Below are 19513 nucleotides of genomic sequence, written 5' to 3' on the forward strand. Positions count from 1 at the left end.
CTTTGTCGCGCCGACCCCGGCCCGGACCCCGACGTGGATCGGGGCCTGGCTCCGGGACACCTCCGGGGCGTTCCCGGAGGTCCGTGGGCCGGCGGGGCAGCAGAGTTGTGGCCATGGAACAGAAGACCGACACCAGCACCGACGCCCCGGCCGACAGCACGTTCGTCCCGCCCGTGACTCCGCCGATCGCTCCCGCCACGCAGGCCCGCCCGAAGTTCCGCCTGCGGCGCAGCAGTACCGACCGCATGCTCGGCGGCGTCTGCGGCGGCCTCGCCGAGAGCCTCGACATCGACCCCGCCTTGCTGCGCATCGCCATGGTGGCGCTGACGGTCATCGGTGTCGGCGCGACGATCCCGGTGTACGCGGCGATCTGGCTCCTGGCCCCGGAGACCGACACCCCGTGACCGGGGGCCAGGGGCGGAGGCATCAGTGCTCGCCGGCCGCCCCCCGGCGGATCTCCCGCCGCGTTTCGGCGTGGCGGTGGGTCTCGTAGGCGATCAGGGCGCAGAGCACGGCCGCGAGGACGGTCAGCGTCAGGATCGCGGGCAGCATTGCCGCCACAGGGATCAGCCCGAGCAGCACCACGACCACGACCAGCCGCTCGACGTTCAGCCCGCCCGTCATGTACCGCTTGAACCCGACGTGGGCGAGCAAGTAGAGCGCGGCCCCGCCGCAGAGCGCCGCGAGCGGCACGCCGTAGATCGGGTCGGCCGGCGTATGGCCGTCCTCGCCGCCGACGTACCCGAGCACCTTCTTGAGGCCGAGCGACATCATGATGATCCCGATGATCATCGGCAGGTGCAGGAGCGTGTAGCCGCCGCGGGCGAGGCGGATCTGGCGCACCCCGTCCGCTGCGGCCAGCGCGCGCTCGGCGACAAGCGAGGTGACGTCGAAGTAGGCCCACCACATCGCACCTGCCACGGCGAGCCCGAGCGCCGACGCGATGATGATCGGCCAGGAGATCGGCAGGTGGGTCACGCCGACGCCGATCGAGACGATCGACTCGCCGAGCGCCACGATGATGATCAGCCCGTGCCGTTCGCTGAAGTGCCGGGCCGAGCGCAGGCGCCAGTTCGAGCCGCCGAGCACGGTGCCCAGGTAGTCGCCGACGAGCGCGGCCAGCCACAGCAGCGTCTGGGTGGTGCCCGTGGTCTGGGAGGCGATCAGCAGCAGCACCGTGCCGGTGAGCATCGAAGGCAGGAACCGCAGCACCTGCCCGCGAAGCTGCGGGTCGTCGCGGCTGGCGAGCCAGAAGAGCGCGATGTGCACCGCGCGCACGAAGAAGTAGCCGAACGCGAAGACGAGCGGTCCGTACAGACCGCCCGGCAGGTCGTCGAACGCCTCGGGGATCGTGATGGCCTGCACGAACACCGCGGCCATCGCTACGAACACCCCGACGCGCACCACACCCTCGTCGGCCTTGACCACGTTGCCGAGCCACGAGTAGCCGACCCAGCACCACCACATCACGGTGATGATCAAGGCCCCGCGCAGCACGTTGACGGTGCTGCTCTCCTCGGCCATCAACCCGGTGACCTGGGTCAGGGCGAACACGAAGACGAGGTCGAAGAAGAGTTCGAGCGGCGTGGCGGCCGCGCCTGCGCCGACGGCCTCCATCCGGGCCCGGCGTGGTGTCCCCATACGCGGAGATCGTCCTCCAGGCGGCCTCACGTTCACCAGCGACTTGCGTAGTTACACGGAGGTGCCGCGGCTCCCGGCGCCCATAACGTGATCGCCACGGCGGCGCGGCGCGCGGACGTCCTCACAGGGGGACCGGGGGGTGCGAGGACACCCGCGCTGCGTCGCCCGCCATCCCCCGCCGGGGTCGTGGCCCGACTCGCGCGCACTCACGCCCCGACTCGCGGGGTCAGGTGAGTTTTGGGGTGCTCTCCCGCAGCACGACCTCGCCGCGTACGCGGCGCACCCGCGGCTGGTCGGCGGGTTCCTGCAGCACCATGTCGAGCGCCCAGACGCCCAGCTCCTCCAGCGGGAGGCGCACTGTGGTGAGCGCGGGCGACACGTCCCGCAGCGTGATGATGTCGTCGAAGCCGGCCACCGCCATGCCGGACGGCAGCGACACCCCGCGATCGCGCAGCGCGGCCATCGCCCCGACGGCCATCACGTCGTTGACGGCGAAGACGCAGGTGGCGTCCGTGCCGCGGTCGAGCAGTTCGATCATCGCGGCGTAGCCGCCGTCGCGGGTGAACCCGCCGTGCACGATGTCGCTCGGCTCGATCCGTGCGCCCGCGCGGGTGGCGGCTTCCCGGAAGCCCGTGGAGCGGTCGCGGGCCGTCAGCAGGTCGGGCCGGCCTGCGAGCACCGCGAACCTCCGGTGCCCGAGGCCGCACAGCTCCTCGGCGAGCGCCCGGGCTCCGGCGCGGTTCTCCAGCACGACGGTGTCGGCCTCGATCCGCCGCTGGCTGATGAACGCCACCCGCCCGCCGGACTGCTCGAACGAGCGCACCTCGGCCCCGAGCCGCTCGATCAGCGCCTTGTCCTGCACCCGGCTGCCGGCGACGATCACCGCTCGCGCCCGCTGGCTGCGCAGCGCGGCGACGTAGTCGAGCTCCCGATCCTCCCGCCCGAACGTGCACGCGATGGTGACGACGAGCCGGTGCTGCTCGGCGGCCCGGATGGCGCCTGCCGCGATCGTGGAGAAATACGGGTCGCCGACGTCGCTGACGATCAGGCCCACGATGTCGGTGCGGCCCCTCGCCATCGCCTGGGCCTGCGCGTTGGCCGAGTAATGCAGGGCGTCGGCGGCCGCGAGGACGCGCTCCTGCAGGTCGGGGCGCACCTTGCGGGTGCTCCCGTTGAGCGCGCGCGACGCCGTGGCCAGCGAGACCCCGGCGGCGCGGGCCACGTCGAGCAGCGTCACCGACGCTCCCGACACCCGTTCCGTCATCGATCCGCCCCTTCTCCCCGCTACCCCACCGTCAGCAGGGTGACCCCGCAGACGTCGAACGTCTGCAAATTTCACCCTGCAGTACGTCGGTCCGTCACCGCGCCGTCCAGCCGGACGGGATCGTAGGGCGACAGGTACCCGCACATGCCGAGCGTGGCGGCTACGGGTTCCTCGATTCGCGCCACCGTGGCCTCGCGGAGGTGGCTGTGGTCGCCGGCCGCGAGCGCCCCGATCTGCTCGCCGGTGCGCCTGCTCACCGCGGCCGCCCCCTGCGCCCAGACCTCCCGCCACCTCGCGAGCTGCGGCCGGACGAGCGCGGCGGCGGCGGCGAAGAACGCCTCCAGCGCCGCACCGTCCCCGGCCTCGCTGTGTTTGCGCAGCTCGGCGAACCCCTCGATCGCGAGGTCCCGCCTGGCCCGCGCCCGCTCGGGCGACGGGCCGTCCGGACCGGCCAGCGAGATCGCCCGCTGGTATGCCTCCCGGTCGGTGAGGTGCTCAGGGGGCAAGGTCATCACCGCGTCACCCGACTCCGGGAGCCCGCTGTTCTGCATCAGCGCCACGACGTGCAGGTCCCCGTCGTTCACCGCGCGGTGGATCGTGCCCGGCGTGAACCAGACGACGTCCCCCGGCCGCAGCGGCGTCTCCGTGAACCCAGTCGTTGTGAGCGTCTGCACCCGGCCGGCGCCGCCCACCACGACGTAGCCCTCCGAGCAGCACAGATGCATGTGCGGCGAGCCGCCGCAGAGCCCGTCGGCCGCATCCCACGGGTAGACCCGCAGCGCCGTGATGCCCACGGCGCCGGGGAAGTCCGGGAGGGAGGCTGTCACAGCGCGTGCTCCGTGGCGAAGCCCTCGATCTCCTCGCGCGTCCAGATCCGGTCGGCGACGACGACCCGGTGCGCCAGCGCGAGCGAGTCGCCGTCGGCGAGCGTGATCTCCTTGTCGAACGCCGGGGAGGGGTTGATGGCGGGGAACGGGTCGTTGCGCACGAACCAGGTGAGCCCGCCCCGGCTGGTGGTGCCGGCGAACACCAGCATCGTGGCGCCGCCGTCGACCTCGTCGTTCTTGCCCGTGTACGCGAGCCACGGCGACGCGGTGGTGCCCATGGTCTCCGGCCCGCCGCCCCCGTCGGCCGTGACGATCTCGCCCCCGGTGAAGCCGCGGGGCCCGCGCCAGAAGAAGCCGGTGTAGCCGGCGTTCGGTCGGCCGTGGGTGGTGGGGCTGCCCAGTTCGAGGGCCTCGCCGCGGATGTTGGTCAGCTCGGTGGCGAAGTCGAGCATCCAGGTGCCGCGCGCGGTGTCGACGCCGTGGAACCGCAGGGTGCGGCGCTCGGACACCCACTCCTCGCCGGTCGACGCGACCCACGTCAGCGACTCGGCCAGGTTCAGCTCGTCGCCGGTGAGCTCGATGATCTCGAACGCGTCGTGCCGCATCGCCCCGACGTTGTCCAGCGGCGTGTATCCCTCGCCGTGGACGTAGGTGTTGCCGCCCCAGAAGTTCTGCCCCGACACGTGCGACCACGTCATCTGGAGGCCCTTGTGCCAGCGGTGGTCGTGCGGGCGGTAGGAGGAGACGAGCGCGCCCGAGAGCGTCCGCATCGGGTGCAGGTAGGGCTTCGACGCCTCGAACGCGGGGATGTCGGCACCGTAGACGTAGCTCGCGATCTCGACGTCCCCGACGCCGATACCGATCTCGAGACCGTGCTCGTGCGTGACGGTGAGCGAGCTCATCGAGCGACCTCCGCGGTCTCCGTCGTCATGGGGTGGTACTGGCCACCGCCGTCGAGGTGGTCGTAGAACGGATTCCCGGGCTCCAGCTCCGAGCGCAGCACCGGGCGGCCGGTGATCGCCGACTGGTACAGGCCGCTGATCAGCTCCATGCTCCGGCGGCCGTCGGCCCCGCTCGCGGCGGGACGCTCGCCGCGGTCCATCGAGCCGATGTAGTCGGTGAGCTGCACGGTGTGCGAGCTGCTGACGTCGTCGGCGGGCAGCCAGCCCGCGGCCACGTCCCCGGCCACGCCCTTGCGCGGGGTCCACTTCCAGTTCGAGTTGCCGTAGCCGTAGAGGTGCGAGACCTCGACCGTCGCGTCGCTGAAGTCGAAGCGCAGGTAGCTCTCCTCGCGCGGGGACAGCACGCTGTTGACCACCGACACGAGCGCACCGGACTCGAACTGGACGGCGGCGAGCGAGACGTCCTCGGTCTCGACGCGGCGGTCGAGTGTGCCCATGAGCGCGCGGACCTCCCGCCAGTCGCCCAGCAGGGAGAGCATGAGGTCCATCTGGTGGATGCCGTGGCCCATGGTCGGGCCGCCGCCTTCGGTCTCCCACTTCCCGCGCCACGGCACCTCGAAGTAGGCGTGGTCGCGGTACCAGAGGGTGTGGCAGACGCCGACGAGCGGCCGCCCGAGCGTCCCGTCGGCGATCTGGCGGCGCAGCGTGCGGGCCGCGGAGCCGAAGCGGTGCTGGAAGACGTACCCGACGTACGGGCCGTCCTCGTGTTCGAGGGCGCTGAGCGCGTCGTACTCGGCGAGCGAGAGCACCGGCGGCTTCTCACACCACACCCACGCCCCAGCCTCGAGGCAGGCCTTGACCCCGGCGTGGTGGGCCACCGGGGGCGTGCAGATGATCGCGAGGTCCGGGCGGGCGGCGGCGAGCATCGTGTCGAGGTCGGTGTAGCTGTCCGGGATTCCCCACTCGGCCGCAAACGCTGCGGCGCGGTCGCCGTCCACGTCGACGGCCGCCACCACGTCGATCCGGTCGCCCTGGGCCCGGATCGCGGGCATGTGGCGGTGCCCGGCGATGCCGCCCGCGCCCACGATCGCGACGCGGTAGTGCTTACTGCCGTCTGGCATGTGCTCAGAACTCCTCGGTTGTGGGTTCAGCGGTGGCGCTGGCGGATGGCCTGCGACGGGGTGACGTAGCGGAGGCTGATGGCGAGCCCGAGCACGGCGACGAGCATGTAGGTCACGGCCATCGCCGCCGTCAGCGAGATGGGCACGCCGCCCGGGTCGGAGATCGCGCCGAACAGCGCGACCACCAGCGTCTGGGACTGGGCGGAGGAGACGAAGAACGTCAGCTCGAACGCGCCGAGGGTGCGGACGAGCACGAGGATCCCGGCCGCGAGCATCCCCGGCAGGAGCAGCGGGATCAGCACGCGGGTGAACAGCCGCAGGTTGTCGGCGCCGAACACGCGCGCTGCGTTCTCCACCGACGGGGAGATCTGCTCGACGAACGGCACCATGATCAGCACGACGAGCGGCAGCGTCGGCACGAGGTTCACCAGCACGACGGCCGTCATCGTGCCGCCGAGCCCCACCCGGTACATCAGCGCCGCGAGCTGCACCGCGTACGTCATCGGCGGCAGGATGATCGGCAGCAGCATCAGCAGCATGACCACCGACCGGCCCGGGAAGTTCCGCCGGGCCAGCAGGTAGCCAGCGGGCACCCCGGCCAGCAGGCAGATCACCACGACCGCGATGCCCGCCTGGAACGTGTTGGCGAGCGCCCGGGACATTCCGGTGGCCGTCCACGCCCGTCCGTACCAGGTGGCGGTGAACCCGTCGGGCCACCAGCCGCCGCGCCACGTGGTTGCGAACGACTGCACGAGCACGGACGACAGCACAGCGAGGACGACGAGCACGAAGCATCCCGCGGCCACCCACGTGATGACGGATGTGAGCGTCGGGCGTTCCCTGCGGGTGCGGGCAGGCGGCCGGGCCGGCGCGGGGGCGCCCCGTTCCAGCAGGGTTTCGGTGGTGGTCATCCCTTGCCTCCCGAGGACGGGCCGCGGTAGAGCCGGTTGCGCAGCAGCATCAGCACACCCAGGATCAGCAGCTCCAGCACCGTCATGACCATGGCGATCGCCGCGGCGGCCGGGTAGTCGGAGCGCTGGGAGGCAGCCTGGTAGATCGGCAGTGTCAGCACGTGGGTGGCGTTGTCCGGCTGGCCGACGAGGATCGCCGACGGGAAGATGGCGAACGCCTCCACCAGGCACAACGTGAACGCCGTGACCAGGCCAGGGGTAGCCAGCGGCATGATGATCCGCCAGAACCGCGCCGCCCGGCCCGCGCCGAGTGTCGCGGCGGCGTCCTCGATGGACCGGTCGATCCCACCGAAGAAGCCCATCAGCATCACGAACGCGAACGGGATGCTCACGAGCAGCGCGGCGATGAACGTGCCGGTGTAGTTGTAGATGAACTGCTGTTCGGGGATACCCACCGAGGTCAGCAGCAGGTTGATCCAGCCGGTCGTCGAGAAGACCTGGGCCATGCCCTGAGCGATGAGCACGGAGCCGAACGTCAGCGGCAGCAGCACCACGAGCGTCACGAACTGCCTGCCCGGGAAGTCCCGGCGCATCCGGAAGGCCAGCGGGGCCGCGGCGGCCACACTCAGGAACGCCACCGGCACGGCGAGGCGCAGCGTCTTCCAGATGGAATCACGCAGGTACGGGTCACCGAAGAAGTCCGTGTAGTTGGAGAGCGGGTCGTTGCCGCGCAGCGGCTGGAACGAGATCGAGAGCCCGTACAGGAACGGGTAGACGAACAGGGCCCCGATGATCAGCACCGCGGGCAGGATCAGCAGCAGCGTCCAGTCCACTCCGCGCTCGGCGAGCCGGTGCCGCAGCGGCTGCGGGGGCCGCTTCGGCGGCGCCGCGGAGGAGCGCGCGTCCGGTTCAGCCGTGAGCGTCATCGTCCGCTCCCGGCAGAGGTTCGGCCGGGAAGACGAGCACCCGCTCCTCGGGAGCACTCAGCGTGACCCGCGCCCCCGCCGCCACCGGCTTCTCCGTGCGGAAGTGCAGCACCTCGCCCTTCTCCGTGCTCGCCCGGACCGCGAGCTCGCGGCCGTGGTACTCCACGACCTCGACCAGCGCGTTGAGGTCGTTGACCCCCGCGCGTCCGAGCACGAAGTCCTCCGGCCGCACTGCGACGACCACGTCGGACCCGGCGCGCAGCCCGGCCGCCGGGTCGGCCGTGCCCCGCAGCCGCAGGTCGCCCGCCACCACCTCGACCCGGCGCGGGTCGCCGTCGATCTGCTCGACCCGCGCCGCGATCATGTTGCGGTATCCCATGAAACTGGCGACGTACGCGCTGGCGGGCTGGGTGTAAACCTGCTCGGGCGTGCCGGTCTGCTCCAACCGCCCCTGGCGCAGCACGACGAGCCGCGTGGCGAGTGAGAGCGCCTCCTCCTGGTCGTGGGTGACGTAGAGGACCGACAGCTCCCGCTCCTGGTAGAGCCGCTTGATCTCGGTGCGCATCTCGATGCGCAGCGTCGCGTCGAGGTTGGAGAGCGGCTCGTCCATCAGCACGATCTCGGGGTCGATCGCCAGCGCACGCGCGATCGCCACGCGCTGCTGCTGACCACCGGAGAGCTGCGACGGCAGCTTGGCCGCGTGGTCGGCGAGCTGGACGAGGTCGAGCGCGGCCTGCGCCCGGGTGCGCCTTTCCGCGCGCGGGACCTTGCGCATCGCGAGGCCGAACTCGACGTTGCGCTGCACGGTGAGGTGTGGAAAGAGCGCGTAGCTCTGGAACACCATTCCGAACCCGCGCTTGTCAGCCGGCAGCGAGTCGATCCGCTTGGTGTCGCGCCAGATCGAGCCCGTGGTGAGCGGCTGCAGGCCTGCGAGGCAGGCCAGCGCGGTCGACTTCCCGCACCCGGACGGGCCGAGCAGCGCCACGAACTCCCCGCGCGCTAGTTCCAGGTCCAGGTCGGTCAAGGCCGCGGTCTTGCCGTACCAGCGCGAGACCTGACGCATCTGGAGTGTGCCGAATCCGCCGCCGTCAGCTGCCGACATGGCTGCCGACCTCCCGCTGCCAGATCTCGAACGCCTTCACCTGGTTCTCCGGCGTCAGCGGCGTGTGGGTCACGCCGGTGGTGAGCGCCTGCGGGTAGAAGTCCGGGCGTCCCCATTGCTGGAGCAGCGCCTGGCCCTCCGGCGGGGCGTCGGCGGGCGTGACGTTCTTGTTGGCGGTTGTGAGCGCGCCGGTGGCGTAGGTGAGCGCTTGCTGGTCGGGCTGCAGAGTCCACTTCATCAGCTCCAGCGCGACGTACAGCTGCTCGCCGGAGACGCCCTTCGGGACCATCATGAAATGGGCGTCGGTGATCCAGTTCTGGTTGTCGAACAGCCCGACCTGGCTCGTGGGCGCCCAGGTCCCGTCGCGGCGGCTGGCGATGTCCATCGACAGGATCGTCGGGATCAGCTGCAGCTGGCCGGACCCGAACTGCTGGTTCATGATCGTGGAGCTCGGCGGGTAGGACTCGACGTACTTGCCCAGCTCTCGCAGGTAGGCCCAGGTCTTGTCCCACCCGTTCTCCGGGTCGGACGGGTCGCTGTCGCCCAGCATGTAGGGCAGTGACATGAGGAAGGTGCGCCCGGGGCCGGAGTTCGGCGGCTGGGCGTAGGTGAACTTGCCCGGGTGCTGGCGGGCCCAGTCCAGGAGCGCCTCCGGCGTGGTCGGCGCGGCCGCCACCTCGTCGGGATGGTGGGCGAGCAACGGGCCCGCCGGGCCGTACCGGTTGACGACGCCGATGCCGTTCGCCATCTTCTGCAAGGCCGCGCCGCTCTCGTCCTGCACCTGGGAGAGATCGGGCAGGTTCGAGGCGTAGTTCGGCAGCAGTGGGAGCATGAGGTCCTCGGTCTGCGCCGCGCCCATCACGTCGGTGCCGCCGACGACCACCGTGATGTCGACCGCGCCTGCCAGCTGCTGCGCCCGGACCTTGCCTGCGACGTCCGGGGCGGGCGCGGACTGGTAGTTGATGCTCGACACCAGCTCGGGGTGCGCGGCGGCGAAGCCGTCGTAGATCGCCCGGTTGACGGTGACGTTGCCGGCCCCGTCGAGCATGGTGAGGACGATCGGGCTGCTCGGCTTCACCGGGGTGACAGCCTCACCGTCCCCGCCTGCCGTCGGCGCTCCCGGCGCACCACACGCCGTCAGCGCCAGCACGGCCGTGGCGATGAGACCGAGGCCTATCCGGCCGCCTCCGGGACCACGTCTGATCACCTTGTACCTCCATGTACGGCGGTGGGTGCTGCGGTATGCGCTTTCCAACTGCTTGGTAACCGCTTTCCAGCATGGACGCCGTCACCTGACGAGTCAAGACCAGCCCAGCGCGACGGCCCGTACGGCGGGTCCGGGGAGGGTGGGATCGCGGCGACCTGCGGGACGTTCCGCGCGGCGGCCGTGGTCGCCGCCCTGAGCGTGGTGGTGGCGATGGCGGGCCGGGCGGTCAGCCCCGTGCGGAGCTGACCGCCCGTCGCGTCCGGCAGCCGCGGCTCAGGGACGGCTGCGACCGCACCAGTTCGCCAGCCGCTCCGTCGGGCCTGCGTCCGCGCGGGGTGGCACCGGCGCGGCGAAGGGGACCCGCCCGCCGCGGGGCTCCGCGGGGAGGACCTGCTGCATCACGGTGAGCACGGCCTCGGCGACCCCGGGGTCGGCCTCAGCGTGCTGGCCCGTGGCCACGGCGAGGTCCCAGCCGTGCACGAGGGTCTCGCTGGTGTACGCCATCACGGCGGCCCGCCCGGGAACGGTGCCGAAGGGTGCGGTGACGATGCGGTCGAGGAGCGCGTCGCCGTCCGGGGCGCCCCACACCGCCCACATCCCGTCGATCGCCCCGGCATAGGCGCTCGCCCAGTCGTCGCCGACGGTCTCGGCGCTCCACGGGGCGGCTGCCGCGTCGCCGCCGCGGCCCAGCACGGCCGCGCGGTCGACGGTGGCCACGAGGTGGGCGAGCAGCGCCCGCACGTCGAGCTCCGTGCACGGGGTCGGGTCGTCGAACTGGTCGGGGCGCACCCCGCGCACGACCTCGAGTGCCCAGGAGAGCGCAGCGGAGTAGAGGGTGCGCGGGTCGGAGGTGGCGGTGCTGCCGGTGGTCGCTGTCGTCGTCATGGGGAGCAGTCTTCGCGTGAATCACGACGCCTTGTGTCGCGTATTCATGCCAACGTCGAACGCATGCGCGCCGATCGTCTGCGCGGTGTTCGCCGGGCGCCCAGGAACTAGTGCCCCGCGCCGCAAGTCCACCACATATCTCGACGGCCCAGCTCCCCGCTGGGCGCACCGGCGCACGGCCCGAGTACGCCCGGTACGAGGACCGCGCCCCGGCACACCCAGCGGAAACCTGGATCCGCCGATATACGCACCGGACTTCCGGCGCGGGACACTAGGACGCCGCAGGGGCGGCACCCGGAACCGGGTGCCGCCCCTGCGGGACGTGCGGGTACTGCGAGGTGGCCGGACTCAGAAGTCCATGCCGCCCATGCCACCGGTCGGGTCGCCGGCCGGAGCGGCGTTCTTCTCCGGCTTGTCGGCGATGACGGCCTCGGTGGTGAGGAAGAGCGCCGCGATGGAGGCGGCGTTCTGCAGCGCGGACCGGGTGACCTTGGCCGGGTCGATGATGCCGGCCTTGATCAGGTCCTTGTACTCGCCGGTGGCCGCGTCGAGGCCCTCGCCCGCGGGGAGCGAGCGGACCTTCTCCGCGACGACGCCACCCTCGAGGCCGGCGTTGATCGCGATCTGCTTGAGCGGGGCCTCCAGCGCGACCTTGACGATGTTGGCGCCTGTGGCCTCGTCACCGTCCAGGCCGAGACCCTCGAACAGGCCGGCACCGGCCTGGATCAGGGCGACGCCACCACCGGCGACGATGCCCTCCTCGACGGCCGCCTTGGCGTTGCGGACGGCGTCCTCGATGCGGTGCTTGCGCTCCTTGAGCTCGACCTCGGTGGCGGCACCGGCCTTGATGACCGCGACACCGCCTGCGAGCTTGGCGAGGCGCTCCTGGAGCTTCTCGCGGTCGTAGTCGGAGTCGGTGCGCTCGATCTCGGCGCGGATCTGGTTGACCCGGCCGGCGATCTGGTCGGCGTCACCGGCGCCGTCGACGATGGTGGTCTCGTCCTTGGTGACCACGACCTTGCGGGCGCGGCCCAGGAGCGACAGGTCGGCGTTCTCGAGCTTGAGGCCGATCTTCTCGGAGATCACCTCGCCACCGGCGAGGATCGCCATGTCGGTCAGCATCGCCTCGCGGCGGTCACCGAAGCCGGGGGCCTTGACGGCGACCGACTTGAAGGTGCCGCGGACCTTGTTGACGATGAGGGTGGCCAGGGCCTCGCCCTCGACGTCCTCGGCGATGATCGCGAGCGGCTTGCCGGTCTGCATGACCTTCTCCAGCAGCGGGAGCAGGTCCTTGACCGTGGAGATCTTGGAGGAGACGAGGAGGATGTACGGGTCCTCCAGCTCGGCCTCCATGCGCTCGGCGTCGGTGACGAAGTAGGGCGAGATGTAGCCCTTGTCGAAGCGCATGCCCTCGGTCAGCTCGAGCTCCAGACCAAAGGTCTGGGACTCCTCGACCGTGATCACGCCCTCCTTGCCGACCTTGTCCATCGCCTCGGCGATCAGCTCACCGATCGTGGGGTCGGCGGCGGAGATCGACGCGGTGGCGGCGATCTGCTCCTTGGTCTCGACCTCCTTGGCGGTCTTCAGCAGCTGCTGCGACACCGCCTCGACGGCCTTCTCGATGCCCCGCTTGAGGGCCATCGGGTTCGCGCCGGCGGCGACGTTGCGCAGCCCCTCGCGAACCAGTGCCTGCGCCAGGACCGTCGCGGTGGTGGTGCCGTCACCCGCGATGTCGTCGGTCTTCTTGGCGACCTCCTTGACCAGCTCGGCCCCGATCTTCTCCCACGGGTCCTCGAGCTCGATCTCCTTGGCGATCGACACACCATCGTTGGTGATGGTGGGCGCGCCCCACTTCTTTTCCAGAACAACGTTGCGGCCGCGCGGGCCGAGCGTCACCTTGACGGCGTCGGCGAGGGTGTTCATGCCACGCTCGAGCCCGCGGCGCGCCTCCTCGTCGAAAGCGATCATCTTCGCCATGGGGGTGTTGTCCTCCGATTGGGATGACACGAAAGTCTGGCGTCGAACGCGGCGCCCGCGACGGACGACCGACAACCCTGCGCCGATCTCACCCGCTCGACATCTGGCACTCTACCGTCCCGAGTGCCAATTCCGGTTCTAGCACTCGCCGATGCCGAGTGCAAGGTGATCAGAGGGGTGTGGATGGCCCCGAACGGGTCGGGGGGACCGGCTGCAGCCGGTCCCCCCGTGTGACGCCGCCGGAGCGGCTTCGCTGTACCTTTAGATGCGACGGACGGCGTCGGCCTGACTGCGCCCGTCCCGACCCGCCGTCGTCTCGAACTCAACGCGGTCGCCCTCGTCCAGGGTGCGGAACCCGTCCGACTGGATCGCGCTGTAGTGCACGAAGACGTCCGGCCCGCCGTCGGTGGCGATGAAACCGAACCCCTTCTCCGCGTTGAACCACTTGACCGTGCCCTGAGCCACGGCACCTCCATGTTGCTCGCTGACCAACCCGCTCGACGCTACCTCAGAACCGACGTCTCGGTCCTGACGACAACCGTTGGAGTCGTGCCCGGCGGGACTTGCAGGACACGGCCCGGATTCAGGCAGGATGCGATCGTGCCGAGCGCCAGAAGGACCGTTGAAGAACACCAGGCCGCCGTCGCCGCGCTGCTGCCGGCGATGCCTGCCGAGGACGTCCCGCTGGCGCTGGCGCGGGGGCGGGTGCTGGCCTCCGACCTCGTCGCGGGCGTCTCGCTGCCGTCGTTCGACAACTCCGCGATGGACGGGTACGCGGTGCGCGCCACCGACCTGGTGAAGGCCACCGAGGGCAACCCGGTGGAGCTGCCGGTGGCCGCCGACATCCCCGCTGGACGCACGGACGGGCCGCCGCTCGAACCCGGCACCGTCCACCGGATCATGACGGGGGCGGTGCTCCCTGCGGGCGCCGACGCCGTGGTGCCGGTCGAGCAGACGAACGGCGGCACGGAGCGGGTGCTGGTGGGCGCCGCGCCGGAGCCGGGGACGTATGTGCGCTACGCGGGCGAGGACGTCCGGGCGGGCGATGTGGTGCTCACCGCGGGCACCCTCCTCGCCGCGCCGCAGATCGGGCTCGCCGCCGCGGTCGGCTCCGTCACGGTCCCGGTACGGCGCCTGCCACGCGTGCTCGTGCTCGCCACCGGCTCCGAGCTCGTCGCGGCCGGCACCCCGCTGCAGCCCGGGCAGATCTACGAGTCCAACGGCCCGATGATCGCCGCCGCCGTCGAGGACGCCGGCGGGCACGCCGAGCTGCTCCGGTTCGTCCCCGACGACGTCGAGCGGTTCCTCGAGCGGCTCCGCGAGCGCCTCGTGGGTGACCCCGTCGACCTCGTGATCACCTCGGGCGGGGTGAGTGCGGGCGCGTACGAGGTGGTCAAGGACGCCTTCACCGGACAGGGCGTCGAGTTCGTCACGGTCGCGATGCAGCCGGGCGGGCCGCAGGGGGCGGGGCTCGCCGATCTGGGTGGCGGCGTGCGGGTCGCCGTGGTGACGCTGCCGGGGAACCCGGTGAGCACGCACGTCTCGTTCGAGGTCTTCGTTCGGCCGGCGTTGCGGGTGGCGATGGGTCACCCGTACCCCGTTCGGCCCGTCGTCACGGCCACGCTCAGTGAATCGTGGACGTCGCCGGCCGGCCGCCGCCAGTTCCGCCGCGGCGTGCTCGACGCGGTGCACGGGACGGTCCGGGAGGTGGGCAGACCCGCTTCTCATCTTCTCGGGTCGCTCGCGCGGTCGGAGTGCCTCATCGTCGTTCCGGAGGAGGTCACGGAGCTGGCGGCGGGTTCTCCTGTGCAGACCTGGTTGCTGGAGGGCTGATCGTCCAGTAAGTTGTGGTGCAGCTCACATGGCGAGGACGCAACAAACGGAGCCGCCACAGCGTCTTAGTGATGGGTGTTCGGCCGATCGGTGCACATCAGGGGTTAGTTTCCCCTCGATCTGGACGATCGAACGGATTCTCAGGGATACTTTAGACACGCCCCGGGTACTCGGAGCGTGTCGCAACGGACCTACCGCCCGTCGCTGGGGAGCGGACGAGCGGTTCCACGGCCGGGGTCGTCGTCTCGGGGGATGGCGGCCCCGGCCCTTTGCGTTCTGCAGCTCCTGATCGAGTGACAGTGGTATGGCGGAAAGTCACGGCGAGGACTGGCGTACCGTAGCCGCGCCAACCCGGCCCGGCCGGGTCGCCACGCCGAGGAGCCCACTCTCCCCCATGCCCGACTCCCGCCCAGGGTCACCCACCGGATCCGCGCCCTCCGGGTTCTCCCTGCTGCACGTCGCCGCGCTGGTCCGCGCCGCCGTCCCGCCGATGCACCCCGGCGGCCGCCCGCTCGTCGCCGGTGTCGCAGCGGCCGCCGCGCTGGTCCGCGCCGCCACGGGCCGCGGCACGCTCGCCGGTGCGCTCGCCACCGCGGCCACCGCCGCCTTCTTCCGCAACCCCCGCCGGGTGCGCCCGCCGCTGACCGGCGTGGTGCTCTCCGCGGCCGACGGCACCGTCGCCACCGTGTCCGACGTGCTGCCACCCCCCGAGCTGGACCTCCCCCGGGAGCCGGCGCCGCGTGTCAGCGTGTTCCTGTCGGTGCTGGACGTGCACGTGCAGCGGATCCCCGTCGACGGGCGCGTCGTCGACGTGCAGTACCGGCCCGGCGTGTTCCTCTCCGCGGACCTGGACAAGGCGAGCGAGGACAACGAGCGCAACGCGGTGCTGCTGGAGACGACCGACGGAACGCGCCTGGGCGTCGTCCAGATCGCGGGGCTGCTCGCCCGGCGGATCGTGTGCGACGTGGCGCCGGGCGACGAGGTCGCGGCGGGGGAGACCTACGGGCTCATCCGCTTCGGTTCGCGGGTGGACGTGTACCTGCCACCGGGCTCACGGGTCATGGTTGCCGTCGGGCAGCGGACCATCGGCGGCGAGACCGTGCTGGCGAAGGTCCCTGGAGCGCGATGATGACGATGCCCAACTACGCCGCCGGTGTGCGACTACTCCCCAACGCAGTCACGGTGCTCGCCCTGTGCTCCGGCCTGTCGGCCGTCTACTTCGCGCTCGGCGGCCGCTTCGAGCTGTGTGTCGCCGCCGCCGGGGCCGCCGCCCTGTGCGACGCGCTCGACGGCAGGCTCGCCCGCCTGCTCGACGCCAGCACCCGGATCGGGGCCGAGCTCGACTCGCTGGCCGACCTCGTGTCGTTCGGCGTCTCGCCGGCACTCGTCCTCTACATCTGGCAGCTGCAGGGCAGCCGCTTCGGCTGGGCGGTCGCGCTCGTCTTCGCGGTATGCATGATGCTGCGCCTCGCGCGGTTCAACACCCTCATCGACGCCGAGGACAAGTACCCCTTCGCGAAGGAGTTCTTCGTCGGTGTGCCCGCGCCGGCCGCCGCGCTCTCGGCCGGCATCCCGCTCTACCTCACGCTCCACTTCGGGCCCGGCTGGTGGTCGTCGCCGGTGCTGGTGGGAGTGTGGGCGCTGGTCGTGGCTGTGCTGATGGTGAGCAGGCTGCCCACGCTGTCGTTCAAGACGGTGCGGGTGGCGCCCAACTACATCGCCCCGCTGCTCGTGCTCGTCGGCCTCGCCGCGGCCGTGCTGATCACGGTGCCCTTCCTCGGCCTCGCGATCGTCGCCTCTCTCTATCTCCTGCTGATCCCCTACACCGGCTACCGGTATCGCTGGCTCGCCCGCCACCCGGAGGCATGGCACGTGCCTGGACGCGAGCGCCGCGCGGTGGCCCGGGCGGCCCGGTCCGCCCGCAGGCTCGGCCTGCGCTCGCCGCTGCGGCGCCGCGTCGCAGGCCGGGCGAGCGCCGTGGCTCGCGCCGTCCGCCGCTTCGGGGACGACCCCGCCGGTGTCATGCAGCGCGCCACCCGCCCGGGAAACGGCCGAGCTCCCGGCCCCGCCCAGCGCGAGGGCCAGCAGCCGCAGCGCGGGCGGCTGCGGCTTGGGCTGCGGCGGGTCCGCCGCCGCTGACGCACCCGCTCCCGCGTCGAATAGCGTTCACCCGTGGCTCCCTCCATCGCACTCGTCGCGCGGCTCGCCGCCTCGGCCGGTGACGCCCGCCGCGGCGTCGTCCGGCTGCACCCCGAGGTCATCGACGCGCTCGGTCTGCGCTCATGGGAAGCGGTGACGCTCACCGGTGCCCGCGTCACCACCGCGCTCGTCGCGGCGGGGGAGGGCCCGGCGGGCCAGGCCACGCTGGACGACGTCACGCTGTCGAATGCGGGGCTCACCGACGGGGCCACAGTGGTCGTCGCCCCGGCCACGGTGGAGCCGGCGCGGCGGGTGCTGCTCACCGGCTCCCGGCTGGCGCGGGCGGCGCTGGCGCCGGAGACCGTGCGGCTCGCGCTCCTGGGCAAGGTCGTCACGCGTGGCGACGCGGTGTCGCTGCTGCCCCAGGACGTCGCGCCCGCGCCCGGCCTCGACGCGCCAGCGGCCCGGCAGCGGGTGGCCGGGGCGCTGGGCAGCGCCTGGACGACCGAGCTGCTCACCGTGGCCACCGTCGAACCTGCCGGGGCCGTGGCGGTACGGCCGAGCACGGTGGTCGGCTGGGAAGGCGGTGCGATGACCGGCGCCCAGGCGGCCCCGCCCGCGTCCGGCGCAGTGCTGCCGGAGGTGCGCACCTCCGCGCCCGCTCCCCCCTCCGCCGCCGAGCCACCCGCCGAACCCCCGGTCCCCGTCGGGGATCTCGTCGGCAACACCGACGCCGCCGGCAAGCTCGTCGAGTGGCTGGAGCTGACGCTCGGCCGGCCGGAGCTGCTCACCCGGCTCGGCGGGTCGGCCCGGCTCGGGGTGCTCGTCGTCGGGCCCGAGGGTGTCGGGAAGCTGACGCTCGCCCGGAGTACGGCCGCCGCTGTCGACGCCACCACGGTGGAGCTGGCCGCGCCGGGCGTCGCCGCGCTCGAAGCGGGTACGGCGTCCCAGCGCGTGCACGAGGTGGTCGGGGCTGCCCGGGCTTCGGCTGCGGCGGGTACTCGCACGGTCCTCGTCGTCACCGACGTCGAGGCGCTGCTGCCTGCCGCGTCCCCGCCACCGCTCGCCACGATCGTGCTCGACGTCCTGCGCGCCGCCGTCGCGACGCCGGGGCTCGCGCTGGTCGCGACGACCTCGGCGCCGGAGTCGGTGGACCCGCGGCTGCGGGCCCCCGACCTCGTCGACCGGGAGCTGGGGCTCGCCCTGCCGGACCTGCGCACCCGCACGGAGCTGCTGCGCAGGCTGTTCGCATCCGTTCCGCTGGCCGATGGCGTGGACCTCAAGGCCGTGGCCGAGCGCGCTCCCGGCTTCGTGGCCGCGGACCTCGTCGCCGTGCGCCGGGAAGCCGCTGTGCAGGCTGTGCTGCGCCACGGCTCCGAGGGCGAGGGCGAACCCCGGATCTGCCAGCAGGATCTGCTGGACGCCGTGGGATCAGTTCGGCCCATCTCGATGTCGTCCTCGGACACGCTGCAGACCGGCGGCATCACCCTGGACCAGGTGGGCGACATGGCCGAGGTGAAGCAGGCCCTCACCGAGGCGGTGCTCTGGCCGCTGCAGTACCCGGACTCCTTCGCCCGGCTCGGCGTCGCGGCCCCGCGCGGGGTGCTGCTCTACGGGCCGCCCGGCGGGGGCAAAACCTTCCTGCTGCGCGCGATCGCCGGCAGCGGTCAGCTCAACGTCTTCGCGGTGAAGGGCGCCGAGCTGCTCGACAAGTACGTGGGCGAGTCGGAGCGCGCGGTGCGCGAGCTGTTCCGCAAGGCCGCCGACGCCGCGCCCGCGCTCGTCTTCCTCGACGAGGTCGACGCCCTCGCGCCCCGGCGCGGGCAGTCGTCGGACTCCGGGGTGGCCGACCGGGTGGTGGCGGCGCTGCTCACCGAGCTGGACGGGGCGCAGCCGCTGCGGGACGTGATCGTCGTTGGCGCCACCAACCGTCCGGAGCTGATCGATCCGGCCCTGCTGCGGCCGGGGCGGCTGGAGCGGCTCGTCTACGTCCCGCCGCCGGACGCCGAGGCCCGCGCCGAGATCCTGCGGGCGGCCGGGCGCAACATCCCGCTCGCCCCCGATGTCGACCTGGACGCGCTCGGCGCCGAGCTGGAGGGCTACTCCGCGGCCGACTGCGCCGCGGTGCTGCGCGAGGCCGCGCTCGCGGCGATGCGGGAGTCGCTGGAGGCCACCGAGGTGACGAGCGCGCACATCGCCGCCGCACGCGCGGCCGTGCCGCCGTCGCTGGACCCGATGCAGCTGATGGAGCTGGCGACCTACGCGGAGCGCCGTTCGGTCAGCTGAGCTGCCGTCGCATGAGCTCCCAGTCGCCGAACGCCCAGTGCTCGACCACCCGGCCGTCGCGTACCCGGATCATGTCGAGCCCGCCGATCTCGTAGCTGCGCCCGGACCCGGTGTGGGTGCCGCGGAGCGTGTAGCGGTTCACCGAGGTGTCGCCGGACGCGACGGTCTGCTCGACGGTGGCCGAGAGGTCGTGGATGCCGTCGCCGAGGCGCTCCCACTTGGCCCGCCACGCGTCGCGGCCGTGGTGGTCGCCGTCCGTGCCGCCGCGGTGGTCGACGACGTCTGGGTCGATGAGGGCCATTGCCTCGTCCATGCGTCCTGCGAGCACGTCCTGGTACAGGTCGAGGATGCGGCGGTGGACCGTCTGGGCGTCGGGCACGGCTACCTCCCAACCGCGACGCATTGCTGGCCGCCGCGGCCGCGGTCTTCGCCGAGTCAGGGACCGACTACGGCTGGCACGCGGCGATGCACGAAGACGGCCGCCGCCTTGCT

At 72.1% G+C, this 19513-nt stretch carries 18 protein-coding genes; 5 read left to right on the forward strand and 13 right to left on the reverse strand.

Annotation, left to right across the window (positions count from 1 at the left end):
• Positions 1-113: 113 nt before the first annotated feature.
• On the forward strand, positions 114-404 hold the full coding sequence (locus ABD143_RS28965) for a PspC domain-containing protein (RefSeq protein ID WP_343984618.1): 291 nt from the start codon (positions 114-116) through the stop codon (positions 402-404).
• Positions 405-426: 22 nt separating this feature from the next.
• Here ABD143_RS28965 and ABD143_RS28970 read toward each other — a convergent pair whose 3' ends face one another.
• The 12 genes from ABD143_RS28970 to ABD143_RS29025 all read right to left on the reverse strand — a co-directional run bounded on the left by ABD143_RS28970 (position 427) and on the right by ABD143_RS29025 (position 13228).
• The gene (locus tag ABD143_RS28970) at positions 427-1641 is read right to left on the reverse strand and encodes a low temperature requirement protein A (protein ID WP_343984619.1); all 1215 of its coding nucleotides are present in this window, start codon (positions 1639-1641) and stop codon (positions 427-429) included.
• Positions 1642-1867: 226 nt separating this feature from the next.
• On the reverse strand, positions 1868-2905 hold the full coding sequence (locus tag ABD143_RS28975; RefSeq protein ID WP_343984620.1) for a LacI family DNA-binding transcriptional regulator: 1038 nt from the start codon (positions 2903-2905) through the stop codon (positions 1868-1870).
• Positions 2906-2976: 71 nt separating this feature from the next.
• Positions 2977-3732, reverse strand: a complete 756-nt coding sequence (locus ABD143_RS28980; protein ID WP_343984621.1) for a cupin domain-containing protein — start codon at positions 3730-3732, stop codon at positions 2977-2979.
• Positions 3729-4634 carry a DUF6807 domain-containing protein gene (locus ABD143_RS28985; protein WP_343984622.1) on the reverse strand — a complete coding sequence of 302 codons (906 nt, stop codon included), beginning with the start codon at positions 4632-4634 and terminating at the stop codon, positions 3729-3731. Before ABD143_RS28985 ends, ABD143_RS28980 begins: the two co-directional genes overlap by 4 nt.
• Positions 4631-5755, reverse strand: coding sequence for a Gfo/Idh/MocA family protein (locus ABD143_RS28990; RefSeq protein WP_343984623.1), 1125 nt, complete (start codon positions 5753-5755; stop codon positions 4631-4633). The genes ABD143_RS28985 and ABD143_RS28990 overlap by 4 nt, the downstream gene beginning before the upstream one ends.
• Positions 5756-5781: 26 nt before the next feature.
• Positions 5782-6666: an ABC transporter permease gene (locus tag ABD143_RS28995; RefSeq protein WP_343984624.1), complete on the reverse strand. Its 885-nt coding sequence runs from the start codon at positions 6664-6666 to the stop codon at positions 5782-5784.
• Positions 6663-7592, reverse strand: coding sequence for an ABC transporter permease (locus tag ABD143_RS29000; RefSeq protein ID WP_343984625.1), 930 nt, complete (start codon positions 7590-7592; stop codon positions 6663-6665). Before ABD143_RS29000 ends, ABD143_RS28995 begins: the two co-directional genes overlap by 4 nt.
• Positions 7576-8694 carry an ABC transporter ATP-binding protein gene (locus ABD143_RS29005; RefSeq protein ID WP_343984626.1) on the reverse strand — a complete coding sequence of 373 codons (1119 nt, stop codon included), beginning with the start codon at positions 8692-8694 and terminating at the stop codon, positions 7576-7578. Before ABD143_RS29005 ends, ABD143_RS29000 begins: the two co-directional genes overlap by 17 nt.
• Complete coding sequence (locus ABD143_RS29010) at positions 8681-9901, reverse strand: extracellular solute-binding protein (RefSeq protein ID WP_343984627.1); 1221 nt, start codon at positions 9899-9901, stop codon at positions 8681-8683. The genes ABD143_RS29005 and ABD143_RS29010 overlap by 14 nt, the downstream gene beginning before the upstream one ends.
• A 273-nt stretch (positions 9902-10174) precedes the next feature.
• Positions 10175-10786, reverse strand: coding sequence for a TIGR03086 family metal-binding protein (locus ABD143_RS29015; protein ID WP_343984628.1), 612 nt, complete (start codon positions 10784-10786; stop codon positions 10175-10177).
• 348 nt (positions 10787-11134) lie between these two features.
• Complete coding sequence (gene groL / locus ABD143_RS29020; RefSeq protein WP_343984629.1) at positions 11135-12763, reverse strand: chaperonin GroEL; 1629 nt, start codon at positions 12761-12763, stop codon at positions 11135-11137.
• A gap of 261 nt (positions 12764-13024) precedes the next feature.
• Entirely contained in the window at positions 13025-13228 is a 204-nt protein-coding gene (locus ABD143_RS29025) for a cold-shock protein (protein ID WP_075944303.1), read from the reverse strand.
• 135 nt (positions 13229-13363) lie between these two features.
• Here ABD143_RS29025 and moeA point away from each other — a divergent pair, with 135 nt between their 5' ends.
• The 4 genes from moeA to ABD143_RS29045 all read left to right on the forward strand — a co-directional run bounded on the left by moeA (position 13364) and on the right by ABD143_RS29045 (position 19021).
• On the forward strand, positions 13364-14596 hold the full coding sequence (gene moeA, locus ABD143_RS29030) for a molybdopterin molybdotransferase MoeA (RefSeq protein ID WP_343984630.1): 1233 nt from the start codon (positions 13364-13366) through the stop codon (positions 14594-14596).
• Between the two features lie 394 nt (positions 14597-14990).
• The gene (locus ABD143_RS29035; protein ID WP_343984631.1) at positions 14991-15725 is read left to right on the forward strand and encodes a phosphatidylserine decarboxylase; all 735 of its coding nucleotides are present in this window, start codon (positions 14991-14993) and stop codon (positions 15723-15725) included.
• Positions 15726-15730: 5 nt separating this feature from the next.
• Positions 15731-16735, forward strand: a complete 1005-nt coding sequence (locus ABD143_RS29040; protein WP_379659933.1) for a CDP-alcohol phosphatidyltransferase family protein — start codon at positions 15731-15733, stop codon at positions 16733-16735.
• Between the two features lie 33 nt (positions 16736-16768).
• The gene (locus ABD143_RS29045; protein WP_343984633.1) at positions 16769-19021 is read left to right on the forward strand and encodes an AAA family ATPase; all 2253 of its coding nucleotides are present in this window, start codon (positions 16769-16771) and stop codon (positions 19019-19021) included.
• Here ABD143_RS29045 and ABD143_RS29050 read toward each other — a convergent pair.
• Positions 19014-19400 carry an ester cyclase gene (locus ABD143_RS29050; protein ID WP_343984634.1) on the reverse strand — a complete coding sequence of 129 codons (387 nt, stop codon included), beginning with the start codon at positions 19398-19400 and terminating at the stop codon, positions 19014-19016. The two genes, ABD143_RS29045 and ABD143_RS29050, sit on opposite strands and share 8 nt — an antisense overlap.
• Positions 19401-19513: the final 113 nt, after the last annotated feature.

Source organism: Pseudonocardia aurantiaca (genome assembly GCF_039526725.1).
Classification (GTDB): Bacteria; Actinomycetota; Actinomycetes; order Mycobacteriales; family Pseudonocardiaceae; genus Pseudonocardia; species Pseudonocardia aurantiaca.